Source organism: Streptomyces uncialis (assembly GCF_036250755.1).
In the GTDB taxonomy this organism is placed as follows: domain Bacteria; phylum Actinomycetota; class Actinomycetes; order Streptomycetales; family Streptomycetaceae; genus Streptomyces; species Streptomyces uncialis.
The window spans coordinates 981125-1006702 of record NZ_CP109583.1 but is presented as its reverse complement, the minus strand read 5'-3'; the positions used below and the strand labels follow the sequence as shown (position 1 = coordinate 1006702).

22 protein-coding genes are annotated in these 25578 nt (G+C 72.4%); 14 read left to right on the top strand and 8 right to left on the bottom strand.

The window, feature by feature from the left end; translation table 11 throughout:
• The first annotated feature begins 458 nt into the window (after window positions 1-458).
• The 4 genes from OG711_RS03830 (at window position 459) to OG711_RS03815 (ending at window position 4128) form a co-directional block, all read left to right on the top strand.
• A complete protein-coding gene (locus OG711_RS03830) occupies window positions 459-1394 on the top strand; it encodes an ABC transporter ATP-binding protein (RefSeq protein ID WP_073786407.1) in 936 nt (311 codons plus the stop codon).
• Window positions 1394-2158 carry an ABC transporter permease gene (locus OG711_RS03825; protein ID WP_073786405.1) on the top strand — a complete coding sequence of 255 codons (765 nt, stop codon included), beginning with the start codon at window positions 1394-1396 and terminating at the stop codon, window positions 2156-2158. The genes OG711_RS03830 and OG711_RS03825 overlap by 1 nt, the downstream gene beginning before the upstream one ends.
• A 99-nt stretch (window positions 2159-2257) precedes the next feature.
• Window positions 2258-3511, top strand: coding sequence for a sensor histidine kinase (locus tag OG711_RS03820; protein WP_329558385.1), 1254 nt, complete (start codon window positions 2258-2260; stop codon window positions 3509-3511).
• A complete protein-coding gene (locus tag OG711_RS03815; protein WP_073786403.1) occupies window positions 3508-4128 on the top strand; it encodes a response regulator in 621 nt (206 codons plus the stop codon). Before OG711_RS03820 ends, OG711_RS03815 begins: the two co-directional genes overlap by 4 nt.
• A 64-nt stretch (window positions 4129-4192) precedes the next feature.
• Here OG711_RS03815 and OG711_RS03810 read toward each other — a convergent pair whose 3' ends face one another.
• The gene (locus tag OG711_RS03810) at window positions 4193-5425 is read right to left on the bottom strand and encodes an SGNH/GDSL hydrolase family protein (RefSeq protein WP_329558384.1); all 1233 of its coding nucleotides are present in this window, start codon (window positions 5423-5425) and stop codon (window positions 4193-4195) included.
• A 280-nt stretch (window positions 5426-5705) separates the two neighbouring features.
• On the opposite strand from OG711_RS03810, the gene OG711_RS03805 reads away from it, so the two are divergent.
• Window positions 5706-6785: a ferric reductase-like transmembrane domain-containing protein gene (locus OG711_RS03805; RefSeq protein WP_329558383.1), complete on the top strand. Its 1080-nt coding sequence runs from the start codon at window positions 5706-5708 to the stop codon at window positions 6783-6785.
• 142 nt (window positions 6786-6927) lie between these two features.
• On the opposite strand, the gene OG711_RS03800 is transcribed toward OG711_RS03805, so the two are convergent.
• The gene (locus OG711_RS03800) at window positions 6928-8073 is read right to left on the bottom strand and encodes a hypothetical protein (RefSeq protein ID WP_405672683.1); all 1146 of its coding nucleotides are present in this window, start codon (window positions 8071-8073) and stop codon (window positions 6928-6930) included.
• Window positions 8074-8123: 50 nt separating this feature from the next.
• Complete coding sequence (locus OG711_RS03795) at window positions 8124-11138, bottom strand: prenyltransferase/squalene oxidase repeat-containing protein (protein WP_405672680.1); 3015 nt, start codon at window positions 11136-11138, stop codon at window positions 8124-8126.
• A gap of 653 nt (window positions 11139-11791) precedes the next feature.
• Between OG711_RS03795 and OG711_RS03790 the strand changes: the two genes are divergently transcribed.
• Entirely contained in the window at window positions 11792-13225 is a 1434-nt protein-coding gene (locus OG711_RS03790) for a prenyltransferase/squalene oxidase repeat-containing protein (RefSeq protein WP_329558382.1), read from the top strand.
• 120 nt (window positions 13226-13345) lie between these two features.
• Here OG711_RS03790 and OG711_RS03785 read toward each other — a convergent pair whose 3' ends face one another.
• Window positions 13346-13930 carry a cupin domain-containing protein gene (locus OG711_RS03785; RefSeq protein ID WP_329558381.1) on the bottom strand — a complete coding sequence of 195 codons (585 nt, stop codon included), beginning with the start codon at window positions 13928-13930 and terminating at the stop codon, window positions 13346-13348.
• Between OG711_RS03785 and OG711_RS03780 the strand changes: the two genes are divergently transcribed.
• Entirely contained in the window at window positions 13923-14408 is a 486-nt protein-coding gene (locus tag OG711_RS03780; protein ID WP_329558380.1) for a hypothetical protein, read from the top strand. The two genes, OG711_RS03785 and OG711_RS03780, sit on opposite strands and share 8 nt — an antisense overlap.
• Window positions 14409-14528: 120 nt before the next feature.
• Window positions 14529-15089 carry a hypothetical protein gene (locus OG711_RS03775; protein ID WP_073786395.1) on the top strand — a complete coding sequence of 187 codons (561 nt, stop codon included), beginning with the start codon at window positions 14529-14531 and terminating at the stop codon, window positions 15087-15089.
• Window positions 15090-15420: 331 nt separating this feature from the next.
• Here the strand turns inward: OG711_RS03775 and OG711_RS03770 are convergent, their stop codons facing one another.
• Entirely contained in the window at window positions 15421-15930 is a 510-nt protein-coding gene (locus OG711_RS03770; RefSeq protein ID WP_073786393.1) for a DUF4430 domain-containing protein, read from the bottom strand.
• Window positions 15931-16370: 440 nt separating this feature from the next.
• Between OG711_RS03770 and OG711_RS03765 the strand changes: the two genes are divergently transcribed.
• From OG711_RS03765 to OG711_RS03755, 3 genes are all read left to right on the top strand, one after another.
• Window positions 16371-17381 carry an alcohol dehydrogenase catalytic domain-containing protein gene (locus OG711_RS03765; RefSeq protein ID WP_073786391.1) on the top strand — a complete coding sequence of 337 codons (1011 nt, stop codon included), beginning with the start codon at window positions 16371-16373 and terminating at the stop codon, window positions 17379-17381.
• 246 nt (window positions 17382-17627) lie between these two features.
• Window positions 17628-19034, top strand: coding sequence for an MBL fold metallo-hydrolase (locus tag OG711_RS03760; RefSeq protein WP_329558379.1), 1407 nt, complete (start codon window positions 17628-17630; stop codon window positions 19032-19034).
• Between the two features lie 190 nt (window positions 19035-19224).
• The gene (locus tag OG711_RS03755; protein WP_266505332.1) at window positions 19225-19965 is read left to right on the top strand and encodes a sulfite exporter TauE/SafE family protein; all 741 of its coding nucleotides are present in this window, start codon (window positions 19225-19227) and stop codon (window positions 19963-19965) included.
• A 93-nt stretch (window positions 19966-20058) separates the two neighbouring features.
• On the opposite strand, the gene OG711_RS03750 is transcribed toward OG711_RS03755, so the two are convergent.
• Window positions 20059-20340, bottom strand: a complete 282-nt coding sequence (locus OG711_RS03750) for a metal-sensitive transcriptional regulator (RefSeq protein WP_073786386.1) — start codon at window positions 20338-20340, stop codon at window positions 20059-20061.
• A 73-nt stretch (window positions 20341-20413) separates the two neighbouring features.
• Here OG711_RS03750 and OG711_RS03745 point away from each other — a divergent pair, with 73 nt between their 5' ends.
• On the top strand, window positions 20414-20998 hold the full coding sequence (locus OG711_RS03745; protein ID WP_266505328.1) for a rhodanese-like domain-containing protein: 585 nt from the start codon (window positions 20414-20416) through the stop codon (window positions 20996-20998).
• Between the two features lie 402 nt (window positions 20999-21400).
• Here OG711_RS03745 and OG711_RS03740 read toward each other — a convergent pair whose 3' ends face one another.
• Window positions 21401-22045: a MarR family winged helix-turn-helix transcriptional regulator gene (locus tag OG711_RS03740; protein WP_266505325.1), complete on the bottom strand. Its 645-nt coding sequence runs from the start codon at window positions 22043-22045 to the stop codon at window positions 21401-21403.
• A 189-nt stretch (window positions 22046-22234) separates the two neighbouring features.
• Between OG711_RS03740 and OG711_RS03735 the strand changes: the two genes are divergently transcribed.
• Window positions 22235-23206, top strand: a complete 972-nt coding sequence (locus OG711_RS03735) for an aldo/keto reductase (protein WP_329558378.1) — start codon at window positions 22235-22237, stop codon at window positions 23204-23206.
• 140 nt (window positions 23207-23346) lie between these two features.
• A complete protein-coding gene (locus OG711_RS03730) occupies window positions 23347-24438 on the top strand; it encodes a Gfo/Idh/MocA family protein (RefSeq protein ID WP_329558377.1) in 1092 nt (363 codons plus the stop codon).
• 226 nt (window positions 24439-24664) lie between these two features.
• Here OG711_RS03730 and OG711_RS03725 read toward each other — a convergent pair whose 3' ends face one another.
• The gene (locus tag OG711_RS03725; protein WP_329558376.1) at window positions 24665-25552 is read right to left on the bottom strand and encodes a helix-turn-helix domain-containing protein; all 888 of its coding nucleotides are present in this window, start codon (window positions 25550-25552) and stop codon (window positions 24665-24667) included.
• Window positions 25553-25578 lie beyond the last annotated feature (26 nt).

The following is a 25578-nucleotide window of genomic DNA, read 5'->3' as shown; positions in this document are numbered from 1 at the left end:
GACTCGGGTGCCTTGCTGTTGAGTGTGCGCGTATATGTGGCTACGTTCCCCGGAAAGGGGTGAAGGCGGACCGCGCCCCGCCGCGTACCGGTATCCGCGCCTTGCCGCAAACCGGTGTCCCGTCCCTGGTGTGTGCGGGTATCCGGTTCGGCGCCGGGCCGAGGGGCGATTCCCGGGAGAAACAGCGGACGGCGCCGGTAATGGAGTTCTTCGCGGACGGGGTGCGGCGGTTGCCTACGGGTCGCTCGGTGGGGGAGGGGCGAGGCGGGGGAGGGGCGAGGCGCCCTCCGTCTTCCTGGGCCGACCGCGTGCCGCGGAAACAGTCAGCGCGCCACCCGACAGGGCTTCGGGCGCTCCGCAGGTGCTGTGCATCCACCGAACGGTGGAGTCGCGAATCAACCGGAGCTGAGACGCCACGGTCGATGTGGCGGGGCGCGGTGCGCCCGTAACTTCGCGGTATGACCGCATTGGAAGTGCGAAATCTGCACAAGCGTTACGGACGGCACATCGCCGTCGATGATGTCTCCTTCACCGTCGAGGAGGGGGAGATCTTCGGCATCATCGGGCCCAACGGCGCCGGCAAGACGACAACCGTCGAGTGTGTCGCCGGGCTGCGGACGCCCGACTCGGGCTCGGTCTCCGTGCTGGGACTCGACCCGGTCAAGGACCGGGCGGAGGTGCGTGAGCGGCTCGGCGTGCAACCGCAGGAGAGCGGCTTCCCGGACGCGATCAAGGTCGCCGAAGCCCTTGAGCTCTACAGCTCCTTCTACCGGGACCCCGCCGACCGGCGTGAGCTCCTGGAGCTCCTTGGTCTCACCGAGAAGCGCGACACGCGGTACAAGGCTCTCTCCGGCGGGCAGAAGCAGCGGCTTTCGATCGCGCTCGCCCTGGTCGGCAATCCGAAGGTCGCGATTCTCGACGAGCTCACGACGGGACTGGACCCGCAGGCGAGGCGCGACACCTGGACCCTTGTCGAGCAGGTCCGTGACACGGGCGTCACGATCCTCCTCGTCACGCACTTCATGGACGAGGCGGAGCGCCTCAGCGACCGGATCGCCGTCATCGACGGTGGCCGGGTCGCCGCGGTGGATACGCCCGCGGGGCTGATCGCGCGGTCGAGCGCGGAGCAGCAGGTCCGGTTCCGGGTGAGTCAACCGCTGGACAGGAGTGTCCTGACCGGGCTTCCCGACGTGACCGGTGTCGAGATCACCGACGACCGCTGGCTGGTCACCGGCAGGGGACAGCTGCTGAGCAGCGTCGCGGGGGCTCTCGCCAGGGCGCAGGTCGTGGCGGAGGAACTCCGCGTCGACCAGCGCAACCTCGACGACGCGTTCGTGGCCTTCACGGGACGCGCCCCGCAGACCCCGGAACCCTCCGACAGGACGGTCGACTGATGCGTGCCCTTCCGAAGATGGTCAAGATCGAGACGAAACTTCTCCTCCGGGACTCCGCCACCGTCATGTTCGGTGTGCTGTTCCCGACGGGACTCCTGCTCGGGCTGGGTGCCGTCCCGGCGCTCAGGGAGCCGTCGCCGGAAACCGGCGGGCTCCGGTCCATCGACATCTGGGCGCCGACCGCGCTGGTGTTCGGGATGGTGATGATCGCCGTGCAGCACATTCCGGCGGTGATCGCGACGTATCGGGAGCGCGGCATCCTGCGCAGGCTGTCGACCACTCCCGCGCATCCGCGGAGTGTCCTGCTCGCGCAGATGATCGTCGCGTTCGCCTCCGTGGTCGTCTCCGCGGCACTCATGATCTTCTTCGCGTGGGCGGTGCTGGACATCGCGCCGCCCGAGCGGCCCCTGGAGTTCGCCGTCGCCTTCGTCGTCGGCTATGCGACACTTCTCGGGATCGGCATGATCTCCGCTGCCGTGGCCCGCACGAGCAGTGCCGCGAACCAGATCGGTACCCTCCTGTTCGTCGCGCTGATGTTCTTCGGCGGAGCCTTTCTGCCCCGTGTCCTCATGCCCGACGTGCTGCGCGAGATCGGCGAATTCATACCGCCCGGCCTCCAGGCCCTCACCGCGGCGTGGTCCGCCGAGGCGGGCGAGGTCACCGCCACCGCCGGTGGGCAGCCCTTCTGGTTGCAGATCGCCGTCATGGCGGGTATCGCGGTGACCGCGAGCGCGATCGCCGCCAAGTTCTTCCGCTGGGAGTAGATGCCGATGACGCGGGATGCCGGGGCCGCTGAGCGCCCGAGTTCCGGGACGCACGAATCCGCCGTCGCGGAAGAGGCGCGGAGCGCGAACCGCTCCCGGTTGGCCTGGAAGAAGGAGCAGCTACGGGTCTGGGACCTTCTGCAACTGATCACACCGTGGCTGCTGCTGACGATCTCGACGGCGGTCTACTTCTCATGGGTGCTTCCGGCCTCCGGTGAACGCTTCCGGCCCGGGGGCGCGTCCGTCCTCGGGCTGGTCGCGGTCTCGGTGCTGTGGGTGCTGTTCGGTCATACGCTGCCCCTCAGGAAAAAGGCGCTCCGGCCCGTGCCGGCGGGCATCTTCTTCCTCGGGCTGCTGGCGCTGTGCGTCACCCTCATGACGTACTCCGACATCTTTCTCGTCTTCACCATCGCGGGCTTCTTCCACGCGTACCTGCTCAGGCCGTGGCCGCTGGGGGTGCTCGGAGTCCTGGCCACCTCCGTGGCCCTCAACGGCTCGGCTATGCGCGTGTGGGCCGACCCGACTCCGGACACGCTCGCGGAATTCCTCCTGATCGTCGCCGTGCAGACCGCGGCGATCGGGGTGGGCATCCTGCTGACGGCGCGCAGCGAACCCGAGGAGCGCAAGCGGGAGGAACTCGTCGAGCGGCTTGAGGCGGCACTGCACGAGAACGCAGGGCTCCATGCGCAACTGGTCGCCCAGGCCCGTGAATCCGGTGCGCAGGACGAACGGCAGCGACTGGCCGGCGAGATCCACGACACGCTGGCCCAGGGACTCGCCGGCATCATCACCCAGCTCCAGGCGGCGGAGCGTTCCGCGAGCACGCGGGGCGAGACGGACGAGCACGTCGCGCGTGCCCTTCGGCTCGCGCGCGGCAGTCTGACCGAGGCCAGACGGTCCGTGCGGGCGCTCGCTCCCCAGGAACTCGGGCGGGCGCACCTCCCCGACGCGCTGCGCACCTTGACCGGGCGCTGGTCGCGGGAGCAGGGGATCAGCGCGCGGATGGAGGTCACCGGGACCCGGGAGCCCCTGAGCCCGGCGATCGAGGTGTCGCTCTTCCGGGTCGCGCAGGAGTCGCTGACCAACGTGGCGAAGCACGCGGGGGCCTCGCGCGTCGGTGTCACGCTGTCGTACACGGGCACCGAGGTGCTGTTGGACGTGCGGGATGATGGACGCGGGTTCACGGAAGGGGTCGGCACCGGCTTCGGCCTGACGAGCATGCGCCAGCGCGTCAGAGGGGTCGGCGGTCACATCGAGGTGCAGAGCGCACCGGGTGAAGGGACATCCGTCAGCGCACGCGTTCCGGCGATCGCCCCCGGGGGCACGAGAGCGAAGGGGGAGGACGACCGATGATCCGACTCGTGGTTGTCGACGACCATCCGATCGTGCGGGGCGGTCTTCGCGACACCTTCGCGGACGCCGAGGACATCGTGGTGGTCGGTGAGGCCGGGGACGGCGCCGAGGGCGTCGAACGTGCGAAGCTGCTGGCGGCGGATGTCGTGCTCATGGACCTGCGGATGCCCAGGATGGACGGCGTCGCCGCGACCGCGGCCCTGCGCGACCTGCTCCCGAGCGTCCGGGTGCTGATCCTGACCACCTTCGACAGCGAGAGCGACGTACTGCCCGCGATCGAGGCGGGCGCGATCGGATATCTCCTGAAGGATGCCCTGCCGGACGAACTGATGCGCGCTGTCCGCGCTGCCGCGCGCGGGGAGTCGGTGCTCGCGCCGTCGGTGACGCAGCACCTCATGGGGCAGGTGCGCAGGCCCGGCGCCGGCACACTGACCGATCGGGAGAAGCAGGTGCTGCAACTGGTCGCGAACGGCAACTCGAACCGGGAGGCCGCTACCGCGTTGTTCATCGGCGAAGCGAGCATCAAGACCCATCTGCAACATATCTACGGCAAACTCGGCGTTCGTGATCGAGCCGCGGCGGTGGCCGAGGGCTACCGCCGTCGCCTGCTCACATGACGCCCTTCGCCGGGGGACCGGATCCACGCGGCCATCCGGAGGGGACGCGACCGGCCACCCCGGGTCAGGACGCCCGGGTACGTCCGGCGGCGAAGGGTTTGCCGGGGCCGAAGGCGAGCGCGGCGAAGCGTTCCCCGACGCGGCGGTGCGTGGCGGCGTCCGGGTGGAGCTGGTCGGGCAGCGGGAGTTCGTCGAAGTCCGCCGTGCCGTAGAGCTCGCGGCCGTCGAGGTAGTGCAGATGCGGGTCGTCGACGGCCCGCCGCTCCACCAGACCGGCGAGCTGCTCCCGGACGACGGCGAGCGTCAGCTTCCCTTCGGCGCGCTCCGCCGGGTCGCCCTCGGCACGGAACCGCAGCCTGCCCGCGCCGAGATCGCCGAAGTCCGGGACGCTGGGGCCGGGAGTGTCCTCGTGGATGGGGCAGAGCAGGGGCGAGACGACCAGCAGGGGCGCGGTCGGATGCCCTTCGCGGACGGTGTCGAGGAAACCGTGCACCGCCGGGACGAAGGCACGCAGACGCATCAGATCGGTGTTGACGAGGTTGATGCCGATCTTGACGCTGATCAGATCCGCGGGGGTGTCCCGCAGGGCGCGGGCGGTGAACGGATCGAGCAGGGCGCCGCCGCCCAGACCGAGGTTGACCAGCTCCGCGCCACCGAGCGACGCGGCCAGCGCCGGCCAGGTCGTGGACGGACTCGCTGCGTCGGACCCCTGGCTGATCGAACTGCCGTGGTGCAGCCAGACCCGGCGGCCCTCCCACGGCACCGCCTCGACGGGAGCGTCGGCGCGCAGGGCGACCAGCTGGGTGACCTCGTTGTGCGGGAGCCAGATCTCGACCTCCTTGACCCGGTCGGGCAGGCCCGTGAACCGGAGCGTGCCGACCGGTCCGGACCTGGACTCGGTGGTGCCCTTGAGCATGTCCACGATGAAGGCGTTGCCCCCGGTCGCACTGCCCTGATCGGTCAGCTGCCCGTCGACGAGCAGGTCGTACACACCGTCGGGTCGCGGCGGGGCACCCACGTAGCGCGTCTTCGTGGGCAGCGTGTCCAGTTCGACCGTGGTGGCCCGGGTACGGAACACGAGCCGGACCCCTGACGGCTGGGCCTCCGCCATCGCCAGCTGTCCGTCGGAGCACTGGGCGCGGGCCCGCGCGGGGAGCCGGTGCGGCAGCACTCCTTGGGCGGTCCGCTCCAGTTCGAGCGCGCCGCGGATGAGTTCCGATGCCAGGGGAACGGTGATCCGGGCCACGCCGTCGGCAGCGCCGCGGTCGTGGGGGATGCCTTCGGGCTGGTCGCTCATGGTCACTTCCCTGCCGAGGGTGTCGATGGTCCGGGTGCCATGATCCTCCGCGAGGGCTGTCCTGCCCGCGAGGGGGTCGTCCCGCCACGGATGGTCCGTTCCGCCCCCAGGGGGCCGCCGGGAAGAGGCTCCCGGTACCGGTGACACATCGCTACGCAAAGTGGTGTGACTCGTGTCACTCGGGGTGCCGGGAACCGTCCGGGCCCCCCGTCCGACGACCTTCAGGTCATGCCCCGCCCCCCGGCGGGGGTCCCACCCGAACGCAGCGGAGCCGCCCGCCATGCAGCCCCCCACCGACCCCGCCGTGCCAGGCCAGGAACCCACCCCAGGCCCCGGCACCCGGACAGGACCGCCCCCCACGGTCCCGTCGCCCGCCCAGCCCTCCTCCGCCCCGGGCGCCGTGTCCGCCCCGGGCGGACCCGGCGGTCCGGGAACCGCCCCGCGCCGTACCGGGCCGCCCCGGATCACCCTCCGCTCCGACCTGCGCGCGAGCCTCTACGACGGGCTGGTCGCCCTCGCCATCACCGCCGTGGTCTTCGTCGTCATCTACCTCCGGATCAGGGCGAAGACCTCGTCCACCCTCACCGTCATGCCGTTCATGGCCGACGCGGGCGCCTTCTGGCTGTACTTCGTCAGCCAGGCGTTCGGCTGGTCCGCGCTGCTGTGGGCCTGGGGCACCGTCGTGCTCGGACTCCTCATGTCCGGACCCCGGCCCCGATGGCTGCCGCTCACCGGTCCCCGTCTCGAACGGCTGCACCGCACCACCAGCCTCAACACGATCGCCCTGATCGCCGCCCACGCGCTGTTCTTCGCCGCCGAGCTGATCCGGCACGACACCGACAGCTGGTACGGCCGCACCTGGACGGCCTTCGTGGAGACCTTCGTCCCCGGCGGCTACGACTCCGGTACCGGCGCCGTGGCCATCCCCGTCGGCCAGGCCGCCCTCTATCTCGCGATCCCGCTCGGGCTGCTCTTCTACGTCCGCCACCGCGTCGGCCCGAAGACCTGGCGCGTCCTGCACCGGTGCATCCTCGTCATCTATGTGCTGAGCGTCTGGCACACCCTGCTGTACGGCACCAACGTCTGGTACGACGGCTGGTTCCGCACCACCGTCTGGCTGCTCCAACTCCCCATCGCCGCGCTGTTCCTGATCCGGATGCTGAGCCCCGCCCGGCGCTCGGAGCGCCTCGCCGCGGCCCGCGCCGCCGGGTCCCGTACCGTCTGGACACTGCGGCTGACCGTACGGATCGCCGCGGTCGCCGTCCTCGGCGTACTGCTGGCCGTACTGATCACCGGCCGCGACGGAGGCCGTGCAGAACCCCCCGCCGACACCACGTCCAGCCACACCGACCACGACTGACCACCCGACCACGACTGACCACCCGACCACGGCTGACCGCCCGACCACGGCTGACCACCCGACCCGGACGGACAGCCCGTCCGGGACGGGTGCTCAGGGATGGCGGTGGGCGGCGAACCGTATCGCTGCCCACCATCCGCCGCTATCCGGCGCGGCGCCGTTTCGCGATGATCGCCGCCGCGCCGATCAGTACGACCAGGACCACGGTCACGACCACCGGAAGCACCGATCCGTTGTCGTGCCGGGCGGCCTTGGCGATCGGCGCGTCGACGACCTCGTTGCTGGTCGCCGGGGCGGCCACAGCGCCGGCCGAACCGCTCGAACCGGTCGCGGATGGTGAGCCGCCCACGGTCGGGCTCGCCGTAGGGCTCGGCTTCGCCGGACGGCCGGCCGACGGGGACCCCGACCGGGGGGACTTCGGCGGCTTCGTGGTCCGCGACGGCCGCGGCTGCGCCTCCCGCCCGCGCTCCGTACCGTCCGTACGCCGCGGCTGCCCTGGCCCGTCGTCCCGCGCGGTCGGCTGTCCGCCGTTCCGGGCGCCGGACGTTCCGCCGCCGGTCCGCTCCGGCGCGGGCGCGCCCCCACCGGAGCCGCCGCCCGGACTCCCCACCGAACCGCCGCTGGAGCCGGAACCGCCACGGGAGCCGCCCGAGCCACCGGAACCGCCTCCCGAACCGCCGCCGGAGGAGCTTCCCGAGCCGCCGCCCGAACTGCTGCCCGTGGGACGGACGTTGTGGGCGCGTAGCTGGTCGGGGGAGATCGTCGGGCGGCCCCGCGTGCCCTCGATGTCGGTGCCGCCGAAGATCCACAGATCGACACTGCCCGGCTTCGGCCGGTAGCTCATCGCGCCGAGCTGGCTGTACTCCCAGGTGTTCTCCCCGGGGTCCGCGTGCCAGTACGACCAGTACGCGGAGGCGGGCGGGGTGAGGACGCAGTCCTCCTGCCGGGGCGGCGGGAACTGCTTGCCGCTCTGGTGACCGCTGTACCCGATCCGGCAGATGAACGCGGGACCGTCATGACCCGTACCGGTGGTCCGCCAGCCGCCCTGGTTCAGCAGCTCGTACCCCGTGGTCGGGGTGGTCCCGCACGAGCGGTACACCGGACCGCCCCAGTCGCTGAAGTCGACGGCGAGGACGACCCCTTGGGAGGTCGTGCAGTGGCCGATCGGCTTCGGCGCGGCCGTCGCCTGACCGGCGCCGACCGTATGGGCGGTGACCGTCAGGGCCAGCGCGCCCCCCAGCCGGGCCAGTGCCCGTACCGTCCGGCGGGCCCCGGTCGGAGCGGGCACCCCCGCCGCCCTCGGTCCCGCCGGCCCGGTACGCCGTGTCGTCCAGCCGTTCATCGTGTTCCTCCGTCCGCCGCCGTGCGGCGCCTGGCCACGACGACGGTCCGCCATCCCGCGAGGACGAGTCCGGTGGCGAGCAGGGCGAACAGCCCCACCTGGGCGCCGGTGCTCGCGAGCGCCCCGCCGTCCCCGGCCGCCCCATGGGCGCCCGTGCCGCCGTCGGTTCCCGAACCACCGCCCGTACCGGAGCCGGAGCCGCCGGAGCCCGTCGCGCCGGTGGACCCGGCCGCGTTCCCCGAACCGCCTGAACCGCCGTTCCCGTTCGCGCCGTTCGCTCCGCCGGAGCCGGTGGCTCCGCCCGGGTCGCCCGGGGTGACGATCCCCGGGGTGGAGGGCGAGGGGTCCGGTCCGGGTGACGACGTGGGTCCGGGACCGGGCCGGGTGGGCTGCGGGGACGTGTCGGTGAGATCCCGGGTCAGCTCCCCGAAGGGCGTCCCGGTCGCCCCGCCGACCGCCTGCGTCGAGGCCCGCAGATCGGAACCGGGCTGACCGCCCTTGGCGACGTTGAATCCGCCGTCCCGGTTCTGCTGCGACGCCAGGAACTTGAGAGCCTTGGTGATCTCGGCCTCGTAGGTCGCGGGAGCCAGTGACAGCCCCTGTACGGCGAGCGCCGCCGAGTTGACCGAGTTCCCGGCCGCCCCGGGGAAACCCCCGTCCGGGAGCTGCTGGTCCGCGATCCAGGCCAGCGCCCTGGAGACGACGCGATCCGGGTCGCCGCCGTCCGCGGTGTCCACCGCCATCGCGGCCATCGCGGTGGAGTCCACGTCCGCGTCGCCGGTCGCGGGGATCAGGCTCGGCCAGGCGCCCGAGTCCCGCTGGAGGCCCCGCAGATACCCGAGCGGCTCCCGGGCCGCTTCCTCGTCCCCGGCCCTGATCTGCGCGATCACACCGAGGGACTGCGAGAACACCGACTGGGCGTAGGTGTAGGCGCCCTTGGCCGCGCACGAACGGTCCGGTGCCGTGCTCGGTGCCTTGCACACCGCGTCCTTCAGCGCCGCGACCAGGTCCTGGCCGCCGAAGTCCCTCGGGTCCCGTCCCACGGCCACGGCCAGCAGCGCGGTCTTGCCGAGCGCGCCGCCCACCACAGCGCCGCGGCCGACCCCGGTCCAGTCGTGCACCGCGCGCCCGGTGACGTCCTCGCCGGTGTCGAGGAAGTCCACGACCCCGCGCAGCGCGTCGTTGTCGAGACCGGTCGCGGCCAGGGCGTACGCACCGTCGATGGTGAGCCCGAAGTCCGCCCGGCCACCGCCGCCGGCCGACTCGTAGTAGCGGCCGCCCACGAGGTTCGCCCGGCCGGTGAGATACGCGACGCCCTTGCGCAGATCGGGGGTCGTACCGGGCGGCCTGGGCGGCGGTGTCGTCGTCGGACCCGTGGGTGACGGACCCGTGGGCGACGGGGGCGGGCTCGTCGGAGGTGTGGGTGAGGGGCCGGTCGGGGTGGGGGACGACGGTCCGGTGGGCGACGGCGGGGGACTTGTGGGGGGTGTGGGGCCCGTCGGCGTGCCGGTCGGCTGCGGTGCCTCACGGGTGAGGGTCAGCAGACTCGTTCCGGCGCCCGCGAGAACCGCGGGGGACGTGGCGTACACGGCGGCGTCCGTACCGCCCTCCTCGAAGGCGAAGCCGCCGTCCGGCAACTGCTGGGTGCCGAGCCAGCCCACGGCCGCGTCGGCCGGACCGGTCTCGCCCAGCGCGCGCAGCGCCTGCGCCGCGTAGCCGGTGGTCCACGCCGTGCCGGTCGTCGACCCCGTGTACCCGGGGAACGCGCCGGACGCCAGTTGTGCGCCGAGCAGGTACCGCTTCGCCCGGTCGACGGTGCCGGTGTGGCCGCCCGCCCGGTCCAGGACCAGCGCGACCAGGCCCGTCGTCCCGGGATCGCCGTCGCAGTTCTCACCGGGCCGGATCAGGACGCTGGTCACGCCGCCGTCCTCGCACTGGAGCGCGGCCAGCCGGGACACGCTCGCGGCGGGCGGTTCGAGCCCGGCGCGCAGCAGGGCGAGGACCGCGAGGGCCTGCCCGTCGGCGTACCCGGCGGAGCGGAAGTCGCCCACGGCGGTGCATTCGGGTCCCGCGCCGTCGTCGGGTCCCTTGTCGCAGACGTGCTTCGCGAGATCGCCCACCAGGTCGTGCCCGCCCATGTCACGGGGGTCGCCGCCGGTCGCCGACGCCAGGAGCGCGAGCCGTGCCGCCGCGTTGGTGTCCGGTGCCTCGCCGGCGCCGCCCGGATAGGCGTAGGCGTCGGTACGGCCCGCCATGAACGCGGTGACCTTGTCGAGCGCGGTGCCCGGGCCGTCGGCGGCGGCCAGCGCGAACGCGGCCTCCGTGGTGAGCATATGGTCCGGCGCGTCGCTCCCGTCGACGGCGATGTGGTCACCGTCGGTGAGCCTGCCGCGCACCCACTCGGCGGCGGCGTCCAGATCGACCGACCCGGACGGCCCGGTCGGGGAGGGGGACGCCGATGGTGTCGCTGACGGTGTCACCGAGGGGCCGGGGGTGACACCGCCGCCCGCGCGGACCTCGTCCGGGGTGAACGAGGGCCGTCCGGTGGAACCGCCGACATCGGTGCCGCCGAACACCCAGGCGTCCACGTCACCGTCCTTCGGGGTACGGCTCATGGCACCCAACGGGCTGTACCGCCAACGGCTCTGCCCGGGTGAGGCGATCCAGTACGACCAGTAGGCGGTGGCCTGCGGGGTGAGCACGCAGTCCTCACGGTCCGGTGTCGGGTACTCGGTGCCCGACGCGTACGACCTGTGCCCGATCCGGCACAGGAACCCGGGGCCGTCGTGCTGGGTGCCGGTGGTGGTGAACCCGCCCTCGCGCAGCAGTTCGTAGCCCGTGGTCGGGGTCAGGTCGCAGCCACGGACCACCCCGCCGCCGAACGGGGCGAAGTCGACGGCGACGACCGCGCCTCGCGTCGGCGTGCAGTCCTCCACCGGATCGGCGGCGGCGGGCGCCACCGTGACGAACGCCACGCCCGTACCCACCGCCAGCAGCAGCGCGGTCAGCAACGCGGGCAACTTCCCCGGCCGCGCCCGCCGTTCGGATCTGTCTCCGGTCCCCACCACGGCCCCTCACGTCGCCGGACGTGTCCGTCCGGTCATGTCGTCGGTCGTGCCGTGCGTGTGGAGCAGTGCGTGGCAGGCGGCTCCCCTCCTGGGCGGCGTGCGCCGGGGAGGCCGTTCCGAACCACGCCGTAGTCCGCGACGGCGCCTCTCGCTGCGTAGAGCCAAGTCCAGGCAGTCCGGCTCGCCCGTGCGCGGTGCGACGGGCCTACGGTTGCGGGTCAGCGCCGGAGTTCGACCGGCTTCCCCTGAACTTGAGTGTGTATCAGCCGGATTGGAACACGGCTGCGAACGGAGCGTCAAGGTGACCCGGACCGCGGCCCTTCCCCGCGGCGGCCTCCATGGCGGGACCGCTGGCGCGCCCCCGCCGCCTCGGGTAGCGTCCGGGACCGCCGTGTGGGGGAACCCGGTGGGAGTCCGGGGCTGACGCGCAGCGGTGTGGGACGGCAGGGGGCCGTCCCGAGCCCGAATGCCCGCACGGTGGTGCACCGATCAGGAAGCCGTATCACGCGATGGGACGGCGGCCACCCGTCCCACCGGCGTGCCCGCACCCGGCCGGACGCGGCGGGGCCGGCGTCCCCCACCCCCAGGAGCCGGTCATGTCCAGACCCCGTACCTCCCGCCGTGCCCGTTTCGCCGTCACGGTGCCCGCCGCTCTCGCCACCTTCGGCGCGGTCGCCGCGCTCACCGCGCCGCCCGCCTCGGCGACCTCGACCCCCGCGCAGATCGCCACCTCGAAGACCAACGGCGTCACCTACCTCAAGTCCCTTCAGGCCGCGGACGGTTCGTACGCCGGTTCCGGGCTGTCCAACGAGTGGGCGTTCAGCGCGTTCGCCGCGGCGGGGACCGCCGCGGTCGATGTGACGCCCGGCGGCGATGCCACCAAGAACGCCCGCAAGGTGTACCGCGATCTGCTCGCCACCTCCGGCTGGCCGTCCGCGACCCCCGTGGTCACCGACTACGAACGCGGCACGCTCAACGCGTACGCCGCGGGCATCGACCCCGCCCGGATATCCGCGTCCCGCAACCTCATCGCCGACATCTACGGCTACTGGCAGACCGCCGAGGCCGGGTACTTCGGTCCGTCCGCCAACTACAACGGCACCGTCTTCGCGGGGCTCTCCCTCGCGGGCGCGCGCACCCAGTCCGGCGCGCAGCGCGTGCCGCAGGCGCTGCTGGACCGGATCGTCACCCGGGTCCGCGCCAACCAGCACAACGACGGCGGCTGGAACTACAGCAAGGCCGAGGGCAACCCCGCGCAGCTCGGCGCGGCGTCCGACATCGATATGACGGGAGCCTCCATGGCGGCACTCTGCTCGGCGGGGGTGCCCGCGACCGACCCGGACATCGTCCAGGCCAAGGCGTTCCTGAAGAGCAAACTGGTCAGCACGTCGGGCGCGTTCAACGCGATGTACGGCGTCAACACCAACTCCAACGGCTGGGCCGTCTCCGGGCTGAACGCCTGCGGGATCAACCCGCAGACCGGTGACTTCCTCACCCCGGCCGGCCGCACCCCGATCGACTTCCTGATCGCCCAGCAGTTCAACCCCGGCGGCGGCTTCAAGTACCAGCCCGCCAACACCACTCCGTCGGCGTACGCGTCGATCGACGCGCTCCGCGCCGTCGCAGGCGGCGGTTTCACCGCCGCGCCTCCGGTGCCGGTGACCGCGGGTGCTCCGCAGTGGGTCGCGCAGAGCGCGTTCACCCCGGGGACGGCCACCGAACTCGCCCTGTCCGTCGATGACGGCGCGGGCGGTCTGTCGGTGTGCTCGGTGGCGTTCACCCCGACCGGCACCACGACCACCCTCGGCGAGGTGCTGACCGCCGCCACGGGCGCGGCGACCCCGGCGGGCTGTGTCACGTCCGTCACCCCGGCGAGCGGGGCGACGGGCACCATCACGGCCGTCAACGGCAAGGCCAACAGCGGCACTTCGACATGGAAGGTGAGCGTCGACGGTTCAGCGCCCGCCGCCGCGACCCGTGACCGGGTCGTCCAGGTCGGCGACACGATCGCGCTGCGCTGGGGCGTCTGACCCGCACCTGTACCGGTGTCCCGGCCCTCGCGGTCCGGGACACCGGGCACCGCGCGGACGGCCGACCCCGGCCCGCGCCGGTACGCGCGCGTCCGGCGCTCCCGCGGCGACGCCGTCCGGTCAGGGCGGAGCCGGAGGTGTCAAGGGTTGCTCATGAGCATGGGTTCCGGCGGCCGGGGCGCCCGGTGAACTCGTGGGACGGGACGGGTGGCCGTCGGGGCGGCAGTAGCGGTGGACGAGTTCGCTGTGGCCGGGAAAGCGGGCCGTGAGTTCCTCGTACCGGCCGAGGGTCATGTCGGCCCAGTCGAATCCGGGTGCGACGGCTTCGCCGATGAGGGCGTGGTCCCCGGCGGTGAGATGGGCGGCCTTCCAGACACCTCCGGGCACGGCGAGGGTGAGGGTGTGTCCTTGCCGGGGGTCCTGGCCGAGGACGACGGTGCTGTGACGGCCGTCGGGGTGGAGCAGGTGGTAGGTGACGGGTTCGCCGTGCTGGTGGAAGTGGAGGACGTCGGAACGGTTCAGGTGCCAGTGCCCGATCGCTGTCCAATGGGTGAGGAGATAGTGGATGGAGGTCAGGGTGTAGCGGTCACCGTCGGGTGTACGGGTGGTGGGGCGGTGGTCCGCCTGGAAGGTCCGACGGTAGTAACCGCCCTCCACATGGGCCTCCAGGCCGAGGGCGTCGATCCAGTAGCGTGCCGTGAGCACGGTGTCCTCCTGCGGTCGTGGGCCTGATCATCGACGGTGGGAGCAGGGAATACGATCCCCCGAACGTCTCTGCTGCGTCTGCGTCTGCGAGTTCGACCTTCCCGCCCTCGAAGCGCTCGCCTTCCAGGACGCGGCCACGCGCCCGGCGCTCCCGGCCTGCTCCCGTACGCACACCCTCCGCGGAGGCGTCGAGGTCACCGTGCTGGCCGACGGCCGTCCCGTCAACTTCCATGAGACGGACAGCATCAGCAATCTCCACTCCGACTTCGTCTACGCCGGGATGCTCACCGGAGCGTGCGCCGTCGCGACCGATCCCGCCCCGGCCGGCCTCGACCCGTCCTGGGCGGACACCGTGCTGGAGGGATCGGGACTGCTCCAGGACTACTACGAGCGCTACGGGCCCCCGGCCGCACCGACGGGCACCGCGCCCTCCTCCGCCCGGGGCCGGCCCGGACGCGGGAACGGTGAGCGGAGCTGACCGCGCATCGGAACGCTACCTCTCGGGAGGGAGGCTGCTCGGTACTACTCCCCCGCGAGGGCTAGCGGTTCGGTTCCCATGGATGATTCCCCGTCGTCCCCGCTCCTTCAGGGTGGAGCCATGACGCTGAACATCCTGCACAGGCCCCCGACCGTCGGTGACACCGAGCGGCCCGTTCCCCGCTGGGCGACGCGCCTCGCCTACGCGCTCCCGCTGCTCCTGCTGCCGAGCTGCTTGTGGCGGCTGCCCTTCGCCCTGCACTTCGACATGGGGCAGATGCAGGAGGCCGGGATGCCGGGTTACTGGGTGAGCGTCCCGTACGTCCTCGGGCTCAGCGTGTTGTCGGAAGTGATCGCGATCCTGACCATCGGGCTGGTCCGGGGCTGGGGAGAAGTGGCGCCCGCCTGGATACCGGTCATCGGCGGCAGACGCGTCCGGCCGATGGCGGCGGTCGCCCCCGCGGTCCTCGGCGGGCTGATCCTCACTCTTCTGTTCACCGCCGTCCCGATCGGCGGCGGTCGAAATCTCACCCTGTACGGCATCGCGGAATCCGTCGAGTACACCAACACCGCCTGGCAGACGCTCGCGACGGTGTGCGTCACCCCCATCGCCGCATGGGGACCCATCACCATCGCCCTCGCGATCGCCTACTACCGCCGTCGAGTCTCCGCCGCCGCGTGAGACCCGTGCCTCAACAGGGCCGCCGACCGAGCCGAGTTCGGCGTGGGCCTCCACGGGTGCGGTCTGCCGGGCCCGGGACCGGTACCCGCACGGCCGCGTCGCCCACGGCCGGTCCTCCCACCGCTGGACGGCTTCGGCGGCCGACGGCCGGGTCCGGGAAGACCCGGACCCGGCCGGCCGCCATGTGGGCGTCGGCGAGGGCTGCTTGGACCGCGCATGCTCGGCCCACCTCCGCCGACGGGGGATCAAGGCCACGATCCCCGAACGGGCCCACCGACCCGCCGAACGGGCACGTCACCGCGCACGATCCGACGGGGTCGGCAGGGCATTCCTAGAAGGCGGTCCAGGTGAACGCGACCTGGTCGCCCGCGTTCAGCTTGAACTGGCAGCCGCCGACCGGGGTCGGCACGCCGTTGACGGAGATGTTCCAGTACGCGACACCGCCGCCGCTGACGTTCTTGACGCTCTCCACGAAGTAGTCCTCGAACGACGGGTACCACGTGCCGTCCCAGCTGAAGCCCCGCTTGCGGGCCGCGTCGTCCAGGGCGGCGGTCGGGGTGGGCACCGCGCTGGGGTGGGCGCCGCCGTTGGTGCCGTCGCACTTGTAGGAGCCACCGGTCGCCGGGGTGACGTGGTGGCCCTTCGTTCTGACCTTGCCCTTGAACAGGAGCCCGTCCGGGCCCTGCACCGTGAGCTTGACCTTGATCGGCGCGTTGGTGTTCGTGGCCGTGGCCACGGCCGTGCTCGGGTGCGTGCCCGGTCCGGCGACGGCGGGCGCGCTGGTGAGCGCGAGTCCGAGGGCGGCCGTGGTGACGACGGCCCTGGTCAGGGTGCGGTTCATGGCGGGTGCCTCCTGGCGGTTACGGGGCCCGCGGCACGGGCCCCGCACCGGGCATCGCCCGCCCGCCGTTTCCCGTCCGGGTGTGCGGAGGGACTGCGGCGGGGCGGTGAGGACCGGCACCCGGGGCTTCGCACTGCGGACCATGACAGGGAGAAGCGGCGCGCGTGGGACGCCGGGTGCTCCGACTCGCGGCCTCGCGCCGCACACGGTTGCAGGTCAGCGCCGGAATCCCACCGGCTTCCCCCAGTCGTCCCCGCATTCAGTTGTGACGCCCGGTCAGGACCGGGTCACCGCATCGTACGGGGGTGGAGGGCCGCCGGTCAGGCGTTCCGCGCGCTTGGCCGCCCCGGTCGTGGGGCGGGCGCTCGGCGGGCCCGCCCGGCAGGGGCCCGGATGCCCGATCGGGGTCCGCCGCGCACCATGGGAGGCGGGAGGCCGTCATGAGAGCAGCCGTCGTCCGCGCGTTCCGTGAGCCGCTGGTGATCGAGGAGCGGCCCGATCCCGAGCCGGGCGCCGGACAGGTCAGTATCCGGGTCGAGGCGTGCGGGCTGTGCCACACCGACATCCACGCGGCGCGCGGCGACTGGCCGGTGAAGCCCCGGCCGCCGTTCGTCCCGGGCCATGAGGGCGTGGGTCTGGTGGAGGCGCTGGGTGACGGGGTGACCCACCTCGCGGTGGGGGAGCGGGTCGCGGTGCCCTGGCTCGGCTGGGCCTGCGGGCGGTGCGAGCACTGTCTGTCAGGCTGGGAGACCCTCTGCGAGCGGCAGATCAACACCGGCTACGGCACGGACGGCGGGTACGCGGAGAGGATGCTGGCCTGGGCCGACTTCGCCCGGCCGGTGCCGGACGGGGTCACCCCGCTGGACGCCGCCCCGCTGACGTGCGCGGGGGTCACCACGTACAAGGCGCTCAAGGTCGCGGGGGTGCGGCCCGCGCAGCTCGTGGCCGTGTCCGGTGTCGGCGGGCTCGGTCATCTCGCGGTGCAGTACGCGAAGATCGCGGGGGCCACGGTCGCGGCGATCGACGTGACGGAGGAGAAACTGGCGCTCGCCGCGTCGCTCGGCGCGGACATCCTCGTCAACGCGGCGAAGGACGATCCGGCGGCCGTGCTGCGGGAGCACGGCGGCGCGCACGCGGCACTCGCCCTCGCCGTGAACGAGGCGGCGTTCACCTCGGTGTACGCGGGGCTGCGGCGGGGCGGGAAGCTCGTGATGGTCGCGATGCCCGCGGGCGGCACGATCGCGGTGCCCATCTTCAGGACGGTGCTCGACGGGACGTCCGTCATCGGCTCGATCGTGGGTACGCGGCTGGACCTGGACGAGGTGTTCCGCCTGCACGCGGCGGGACGGACACGGGTGATCCACGAGGCCCGTCCGCTGGGGTCCGTCAACGAGTCCATCGAGGACGTGATGGCGGGGCGGGTGGCCGCGCGTGTGGTCTTCGAGCTGTAGCGGCCCCCGCGGCCACCTCCGGCGTGCGCCGACCCACTGGCATGCGCCGATCCCTCTGGCCTGCGGCGACCCCTCCGGCCCGCGGTGACCTCCTGCGTACCTCTTGCGTCGCCCAGGCCGCTCCGGAGTGCCCGGGTGTGGTGACCCAGGGTGTACGGATGACTCCTCTCCATACCCCCCAGGGTATAGATGTTAGGGTGGCTGAAAATACCCCGGGGGGTACATGCGTGTGAGGAGTGTGGAGCCGTGTTCTTCGTCGACACCCTGGAGTTCGAGGGTCTGGGAAACCGCAGCTACCTGGCCGGGGGCGACGCCACGGCGGTAGCCGTGGACCCCCCTCGGGACATCGACCAGGTCATCGCCGCGGCGGCCCGCCGGGGCGTCCGGATCACCCATGTCGCCGAGACCCACCTCCACAACGACTACGTCACCGGCGGACTGGAGCTGGCGCGCCTCACCGGTGCCCACTACCTCGTCCCGGCCGCCGCGGCCGTCTCCTTCGCGCGTACCCCGGTCACCGACGGTGACACCGTTCAGGTGGACGAGGGTCTGGCCCTGCGTGCCCTGGCCACCCCCGGGCACACTCCCCATCACACCTCGTACATCCTTGAGGAGGACGGGCGGGGCGTCGCCGCGTTCACCGGCGGATCACTTCTCATAGGCGGGGTCGGCCGCCCCGACCTGGTCGAACCCCGGCTCACGGAACAGCTCGCCCGCGCCCAGCACGCCTCGGCGCACCGGCTCGCTGACACCCTCGCGGACGAGGTGCCGGTCCTCCCGACGCACGGCTTCGGAAGCTTCTGCTCGTCCGGTTCCGGTGCGGGCGGCGGGGCGAGCACGATAGGCGCCGAACGTCTGATGAACGCCGCGCTGACCCGGGACGTCGACAGCTTCGTCACCGAACTGCTCGCCGGACTCGACGACGTACCCGCGTACTACGCGCACATGGGACCCGCGAACGCGGCCGGTCCCGCACCCTTGGACCTCACCCCGCCGCGTCCGGCCGACGCCGGGGAGCTCGCCGCCCGGCTCGCCGCGGGGGAGTGGGTGGTCGATCTGCGGGACCGGGTCGCCTTCGCGCGGGGGCATCTGGCGGGATCGCTGAACTTCGAGGAGGAGGGCAAGCTCGCCACCTACCTCGCCTGGCTGATCCCCTGGGGCAAGCCCGTCACCCTGCTCGGCAGCACCCCCGAGCAGATCACCCGGGCGCAGCGGGAGCTGGCCCGGGTCGGTATCGACCGGCCCGCCGCGGCGGCCACCGGCGACCCCCGGACCTGGGTCCGCGAGGGCGAGACCCTGGCCGCCTTCCCCCGCGCGACCTTCGCCGACCTCGCCGCCGCACGCGCGGCGGACGGGGAGGACTCCGGGAACACGGACGAGGACATCGTCGTCCTCGACGTACGCCGCGACTCCGAGCGCGCCGCCGGGTATGTCGCCGGATCGGTGCACATCCCGGTCCATGAGCTGCGCGACCGGATCGCGCAGGTGCCGCCCGGGGTGGTGTGGGTGCACTGCGCGGGCGGGATGCGCGCGGCGATCGCCGCGTCGCTGCTGGACGCGGCGGGGCGGCGGGTCGTCGCCGTCGACGACGGCTTCGACGCGGCGGAACGCGCCGGGCTCACCGTCGCCGGACCGGCCGGGGCCCGGGTCTAGCCGTACGAACACGGCGCCGAGCGACCGCCCCGGTCCGCTCACGCCCCCCTGCCGTCAGTCGGTTCCCTTTTCCTGCTGTGCCCGCGACCGGGCCCGGCCGGTCCCAGTCCCCGTACGGAGTGCACCATGTGTTGCCCTTGCCGCGCCCCCGGTCACCGCCGGGAGCGATGTCGCCCCCGGGTGGCCTGACATGAGCGAACTGATACTCGCCCTCGCCGCCGGAGGCGTCGTGGGCCTCGCGCTCGGGGCACTGGGCGGTGGCGGGGGAGTCCTCGCGGTGCCCGCGCTGATCTACCTGCTCGGCTTCACACCCGTCGAGGCGACCACCGCGAGCCTGCTGATCGTCACCGTGACCTCGCTGACCGCGCTGTACGCCCACGCGCGCGCCGGGGCCGTCCGCTGGCGGAGCGGTGCGCTCTTCGCCGCGGCGGGGGTGCTCCCCGCCGCGGCGACGGCGAGCCTGGCGGACCGGCTGCCCGGCGCGCTGCTCACCGCGGCGTTCGCCGGGGTCGCGGGCCTCGCGGCCCTGCGGATGCTGCGTCCGGACACCCCGGAGCCCGCCACCGTACGGCCGCTGAAGGCCGCCGGTACGGGGGCCGGGCTCGGTGCGCTGACCGGGCTGCTCGGTGTCGGCGGCGGATTCCTCGCCGTACCGGCGCTGGTGGGTGTGCTGGCGTTCGAACTGCGGGCCGCCGTCGCCACGGGACTGCTCGTCGTGTCGGTGAACTCGGTCGTGTCCCTGGCCGTCCGGGGCGGCTCGGGCACGGGCGTCGACTGGGCGGTCGTCGCCCCGTTCACGGCCGCCGCGGTCCTGGCCGCCTGGGACGGCAAGCGCCTCGCGGCGAAGATGCCGGACGCCATGCTCCGGCGGGTGTTCGCGGGCGTGCTGCTCGCCGTCGCGGTGCTGATGCTCGTGGACGCCGTCCGATGAGCACGCGCCCGCGGTCGGCGCCCGGCGCTGCCTGTGCCCCGCCGGTACCTGTCGGGGTCCGGGCCGGCCCCGGGCGGTGCCGCCCGGGAAGGGCTACGCCAGGGAGAGGAACAGCTTCTCCAGCCGGGCCCGCATCTGGTCCCGGTCCTCCGGATCGGCCATGTCCTCGCTGGTCAGACAGTGCTCCAGGCCCGTCGCGATGATCGCGAAACCCGCCCGGTCGAGGGCGCGTGACGCGGCGGCGAGCTGGGTGACCACGTCGCCACAGTCCCGGCCCTCCTCGATCATCTTGATCACGCCCGTGATCTGGCCCTGCGCCCGGCGCAGCCGGTTGACCACGGTCTTCAATTCCTCAGCAGCCAAAGCCAGTTCCACAGCACACTCCTTCGGTATACCCCTACGGGTATCCTACCGGAGGCGTGGACCACTGAAGAGTAAGGACGATCCTGTGACCACATCTCCCGCCCTCGCCCCCCAGCAGGCCGCCCAGCGGCTCGCCACGATGACCGTGATCGACGTCCGTACGCCGGGCGAGTTCGCCTCCGGGCACCTCCCGGACGCGCTGAACATCCCGCTGGACGAGCTCCGCACCGCGCTGCCCGCGCTGCGGGACGCCGCCGAGCGCACGGACCTGCTGGTCGTGTGCGCCTCGGGGACCCGCTCCGCGCAGGCGTGCGGGACCCTCGCCGAGCAGGGGGTGACGGCCACCACCCTGACCGGGGGTACGACCGAGTGGGCGCGGCTCGGCCACCCGCTGGACACGCCCGCGCGAGGCCGTGCGGTCTGGGCGATGGAGCGGCAGGTGCGGTTCACCGCGGGGTCCGTGGTGCTGACCGGGCTGGTCGCGGGGCAGCGGTGGAACGCGGCCCGGTGGATCTCCGCCGGGATCGCGGGCGGTCTCGTCTTCTCCGCCGTCACGAACACCTGCGGGATGGCCCAGGTGCTGTCCCGGCTGCCGCACAATCGCTCGGACGCGGGTGCGCTGGAGGCAACGCTCGCCGCCCTGCGGGCGCGCACGGAGAACGCCGCTTAGCGGTTCGTCGCGGGGTTCCTCGCGCTCCTGGTCCGTGTCGGTGGGCGCAGTCGTCCCGTGCGGGGCGTCCGGGGGTGCGCGGTTCCTCGTGCCCTGGTGGGTGTACTCGTCCCGTGCGGGTTGTCCGGGAGCGCGGTTCCCCGTGCCCCCGGGGTTCCAAGGGTGGGCGCGCTTGTCCCCGCACAGGTACTCGGTGGTGTCGCGCGGTTCCCCGCGCCCTTTGGGGCGGGGAACCGCTTCCTGTGCCCGCGTTCGCCGGACCGCAGCTGCGCACCCACGAGTGGCCCGCACGGGAATGGCCAGAGGTCCTTGTCGATGGAGCCCTATGCCGACCTGTGCGTCAGGAGCGTGATTCTCATCTGATGGCAGACGCAGACGCCGCCGTGGCCGCGCAGGGTGTCGTCAGGACCGGAGGCCGGGGTCCGTCGGCGTGCCGGCCGGATCCGATGCCGTGGGGCCCGTATCGGGCATCTGGCGCTTGATGGCGGCGTCGACCGCGGAGCCGATGCGGCGCAGTGTTGCCAGCTCGTGAGGTTCGAGTCCGTCGATCAGGTATTCCCGGACCGCCGCGACGTGTCCCGGCGCCGCTTCCACGACTTCTGCGTATCCGGCCTCGGACAGCGTCGCGCTGGTGCGTCTGCCTGAGCCGGGGATGCGGGACCGCGACAGCAGTCCCCGCTTCTCCAGCCGCCCGGCGACATGCGACAGCCGCGACAGCGACGCCGATGTCCGTGCGGCCAGATCGCTCATCTGCAAAGTGCGAGCGGGCTGTTCGGACAGGACCGAGAGCACCATGTACTCGAAGAAGGTCATGCCGGACTCGCGCTGCATCCGCGCGTCCAGGGCGGCCGGCAGGCTGATCATGATCGCCGAGTTGGCCAGCCATGCCTCCCGCTCCTCGCCGTTCAGCCACGGCGTCCCGCGGTCCGGGCCGGAGGGTTTCCCCTCACCGGTGTCCGCTTCGCCTCGCGCGGAGGCGTTGCCCTTCGCTCCGTCCGACGGATGCCGAGGACGCTGATCGTCCCTGCCCGTCGCAGTCCCAGTCATGGGGACCACCCTAGACCCACTTATTGACACGTCAAGTTCTCCCGTGTAGTTCTTGATGCGTCAAGTTCGCTCCGTCGCCGTCCGGCCGTACCGCCGGAGTGCTGGTCGACCCTGTTCCGACAACGGGACCGGGCGAGCACCCCGACGCGCGGAGCAGGTTCGTCCGTCGGTCCAGGAAGGGATCACCTCGTGCACATCACGTCACTGGGAACACTTCAGGTCTCACGCATCGGGCTCGGAGCCATGGGGATGTCGGCGTTCTACACGGGAGCCGGCAGGGACGACGCCGAGTCGATCCGCACCGTTCGGCGTGCCCTGGACCTCGGTGTCACGCACCTGGACACCGCCGAGGTGTACGGCCCCTACGTCAACGAGGAACTGGTGGGCCGCGCGGTCAAGGGCCGCCGGGACGAAGTCGTCATCGCCACCAAGTTCGGCCTCGTCTCCCCTACCGGCCGACCGGGGCCGGACAGTACCCCTGCGGGCGTCCGCGCCGCCGTCGAAGGGTCCTTGCGGCGGCTCGGAACCGACCGCGTCGACCTGTACTACCAGCACCGGGTCGACCCCGACGTACCCATCGAGGAGACGGTGGGGGCGCTGAGCGAACTCGTGACCGCGGGCAAGGTGCGCCACATCGGGCTGTCGGAGGCCGCCGCGCGGACGATCCGCCGGGCACACGCGGTGCATCCCGTGTCCGCCGTGCAGTCCGAGTACTCACTGTGGACGCGCGACCTGGAGGCCGAGGTGCTGCCCACCTTGCGGGAGCTCGGGATCGGGCTGGTTCCCTACGCGCCGCTGGGGCACGGATTCCTTGCCGGTGGCGTCCGCACCCTGGACGGCCTGGACGCCACCGACTGGCGTCGCACCAACCCGCGGTTCACCGGCGGAAACCTCGCGCGCAACCTGCGCATCCTCGACGAGGTGCGCGGCGTGGCCGACGAGGCCGGGGCGACGCCCGCGCAGGTCGCCCTCGCCTGGCTGCTCGCACAGGGCGAGGGCGTCGCGCCCATTCCCGGGACCACGCGGGCCGACCGGGTGGAGGAGAACTGCGCCGCCGACGGAATCGGGCTGAGCGCCGACCAGATCACCCGGCTGAACAAGGTGCCGCTCGCGTCCGGCGAACGCCACGCCGAACCCGACATGGCGTCCATCGACCACTGAGAAGGGCCAACGCCAGGCACCGGGCGTCAGTGCCCGGAGGAGCCGGGCGCAGGCGACCCGCTCTCCGAACGGGGAGTCGGCACGGCCGGTGCGCAGCGGCGTACCGCGATCGAAGCACAACGAATGGAGCAGTACACCTCATGAGAAGCGACGTCATCCGTGTGGGCATCATCGGCGCGGACACGAGGGCGAGTTGGGCGGGGGCGTCACACATCCCCGCGCTGGCCGCGCAGCCGGCGTTCCAGTTGTCGGCGGTGGCCACACGGCACGAGGAAAGCGCTCGAAGCGCGGCCGAGACCTTCGGCGCCGAGCGCTGGTTCGCCGATCCCTTCGAGCTGATCCGCGACCCGTCGGTCGATCTCGTCACCGTGGCCGTCAAGGTCCCGGCTCACCGCGACCTCGTGCTGGCGGCCCTCGCGGCGAACAAGGCCGTGTACGCCGAGTCTCCGCTGGGTGTGAGTGTCGCGCAGGCGGAGGAGATGGCCGCCGCGGCGGGGTCACTGCACACGGCGATCGGCCTCCAGGGCCGGCACAACCCCTCTGTGCGCCGCGCGGCGCAGATCGTCGCACAGGGACGGCTCGGGCGGCTGCTGTCGGCGCGAGTCATCGCGACGACGTTCGGGAACGGCCCGGAATCGGTGAGCGCGTACGCATACTTCGACAAGGCGGCCGCGGGAGCCGGTTTCCTGCCCATCGCCGCGGGCCATGTGCTGGATGTGGTCGAGGCGGTCCTCGGCGACATCACCGAGATCGATGCGCGCACGGAACTCCTCTGGCCACGGGTGAACCTGGTGGACACCGGGGAGCTGTCGGTCCGGGAGGTACCGGATCACCTCGACGCCATCGCCAGGACCGCGTCGGGCGCACCGGTCGGCGTGCAGATCCTGGCAGGAGTGCCCGCGCCCGACGCCCGCTTCGTTCTGGAGATCCGCGGTTCGGACGGCTGGCTGAGGCTGACCGGCGATCACCCCGCGGGCGTTCAGGTCGGAGATCTCGTCCTCACCTCAAGCGTGGACTTCGCGGCACCTGACCGCCCCGTCTCGGGCGGTGCCGGACCGACCGCCGCCGATGTCTGGGCCGGTGCGTCCATCAACGTGGGCGAGGTGTACGCCGGCCTGGCACGCGACATCGCACAGGGAACCCACCACACCCCGGGATTCGCCCACGCGGTGCACAACAGCCGTCTGATCGCCCGGATCGAAAAGGCATCCAGCACAGGTCTGCGGCAGTGACGCCGTCACACCCCGCCTTGGCGGCGCCCTGAGGTTCGTTGCCGACCACCAGCCGCATGCTGTCGTGACCGCCACCGAGAAGATCACTGCTCCCGGTCCTCGGGAGGGCCCGCGGCGACGATCACCGTTCCCCGGTCGGACCGACGCTGGTGGGTACCGTCGGACACCTTGCCGCAGGTCTCCCTGTCGCCACCGGCGCGGACGCGTCCGCGGCCCGATCGGGAGATCATGCGCGACGGGGGGTGAAGAGCATGACCCAGTGGTCGTTCTCGGGGTCGTGCAGCATCTCGCTGTCGAACGCGAGCAGACCTTTCGTCGGATGGTTGACGCGCTTCATCGCGGACCTCCATGTCCCGATCTCTCCCCGCTCCCACTGTCGGCCGAACTCGGTACCGCTCGCCGACAGTTCGCGGAACAGAGAACGAAGACGCTCGTCCTCCGGGTAGAGACCGAGCGCTTTGCGAAGTTCGGCGGCGGCCACCCGGGACAGTTGCTCCGCTCCCTCGTTCCCGAGCACCTCGCGGAGTCCCGCCGATGTGAAGGCCTGGTGGACGATGTTGTGGCCGTACGGTCCGTCGTCGAAGACGGGTCCGAACAGTTCCGCCGCGGCGACATTGAATGCCAGCATGTCGAGCCGGCCGTCGTGAATGGTGACCGGCATCGTGTCGTCCAGGCTGTCGAGCAGGTGCTGGAGCCCCGGTCGGATATCCGCGGCCGGTGCGGGCGGCCGCGGAGTCCGCTCGTCGGCGAGTCGGAACAAATGGTCCCGCTCGGCGTTCGAGAGCTGAAAGGCCCGCGCCAGCGCGGTGAGGATCTCCCGCGAAGGGCGGGACGCGCGCCCTTGTTCGAGACGGGTGTAGTACTCGACCGAGATACCCGCGATGTCGGCGAGCTCCTGGCGGCGCAGGCCCGGCACACGTCTATGGGACAGAGGGGACGCCCCGGGTCGGTTCCGGGGTGTCATTTCCGAGCGATGGTGGCGCAGGTACTCGCCCAGACCAGACCGCTCGTCTCCCGCCATGACTTCATTGTCCCTCACCGGTGGCAGGCGCCAGGCCGGGAGCGTGGCCCTGCGGATACCAGGCTCGACGAAGTCTTCCTGGTCGTCGAGCACTCCGGCAGCGTCGACGGCGGCGAAGA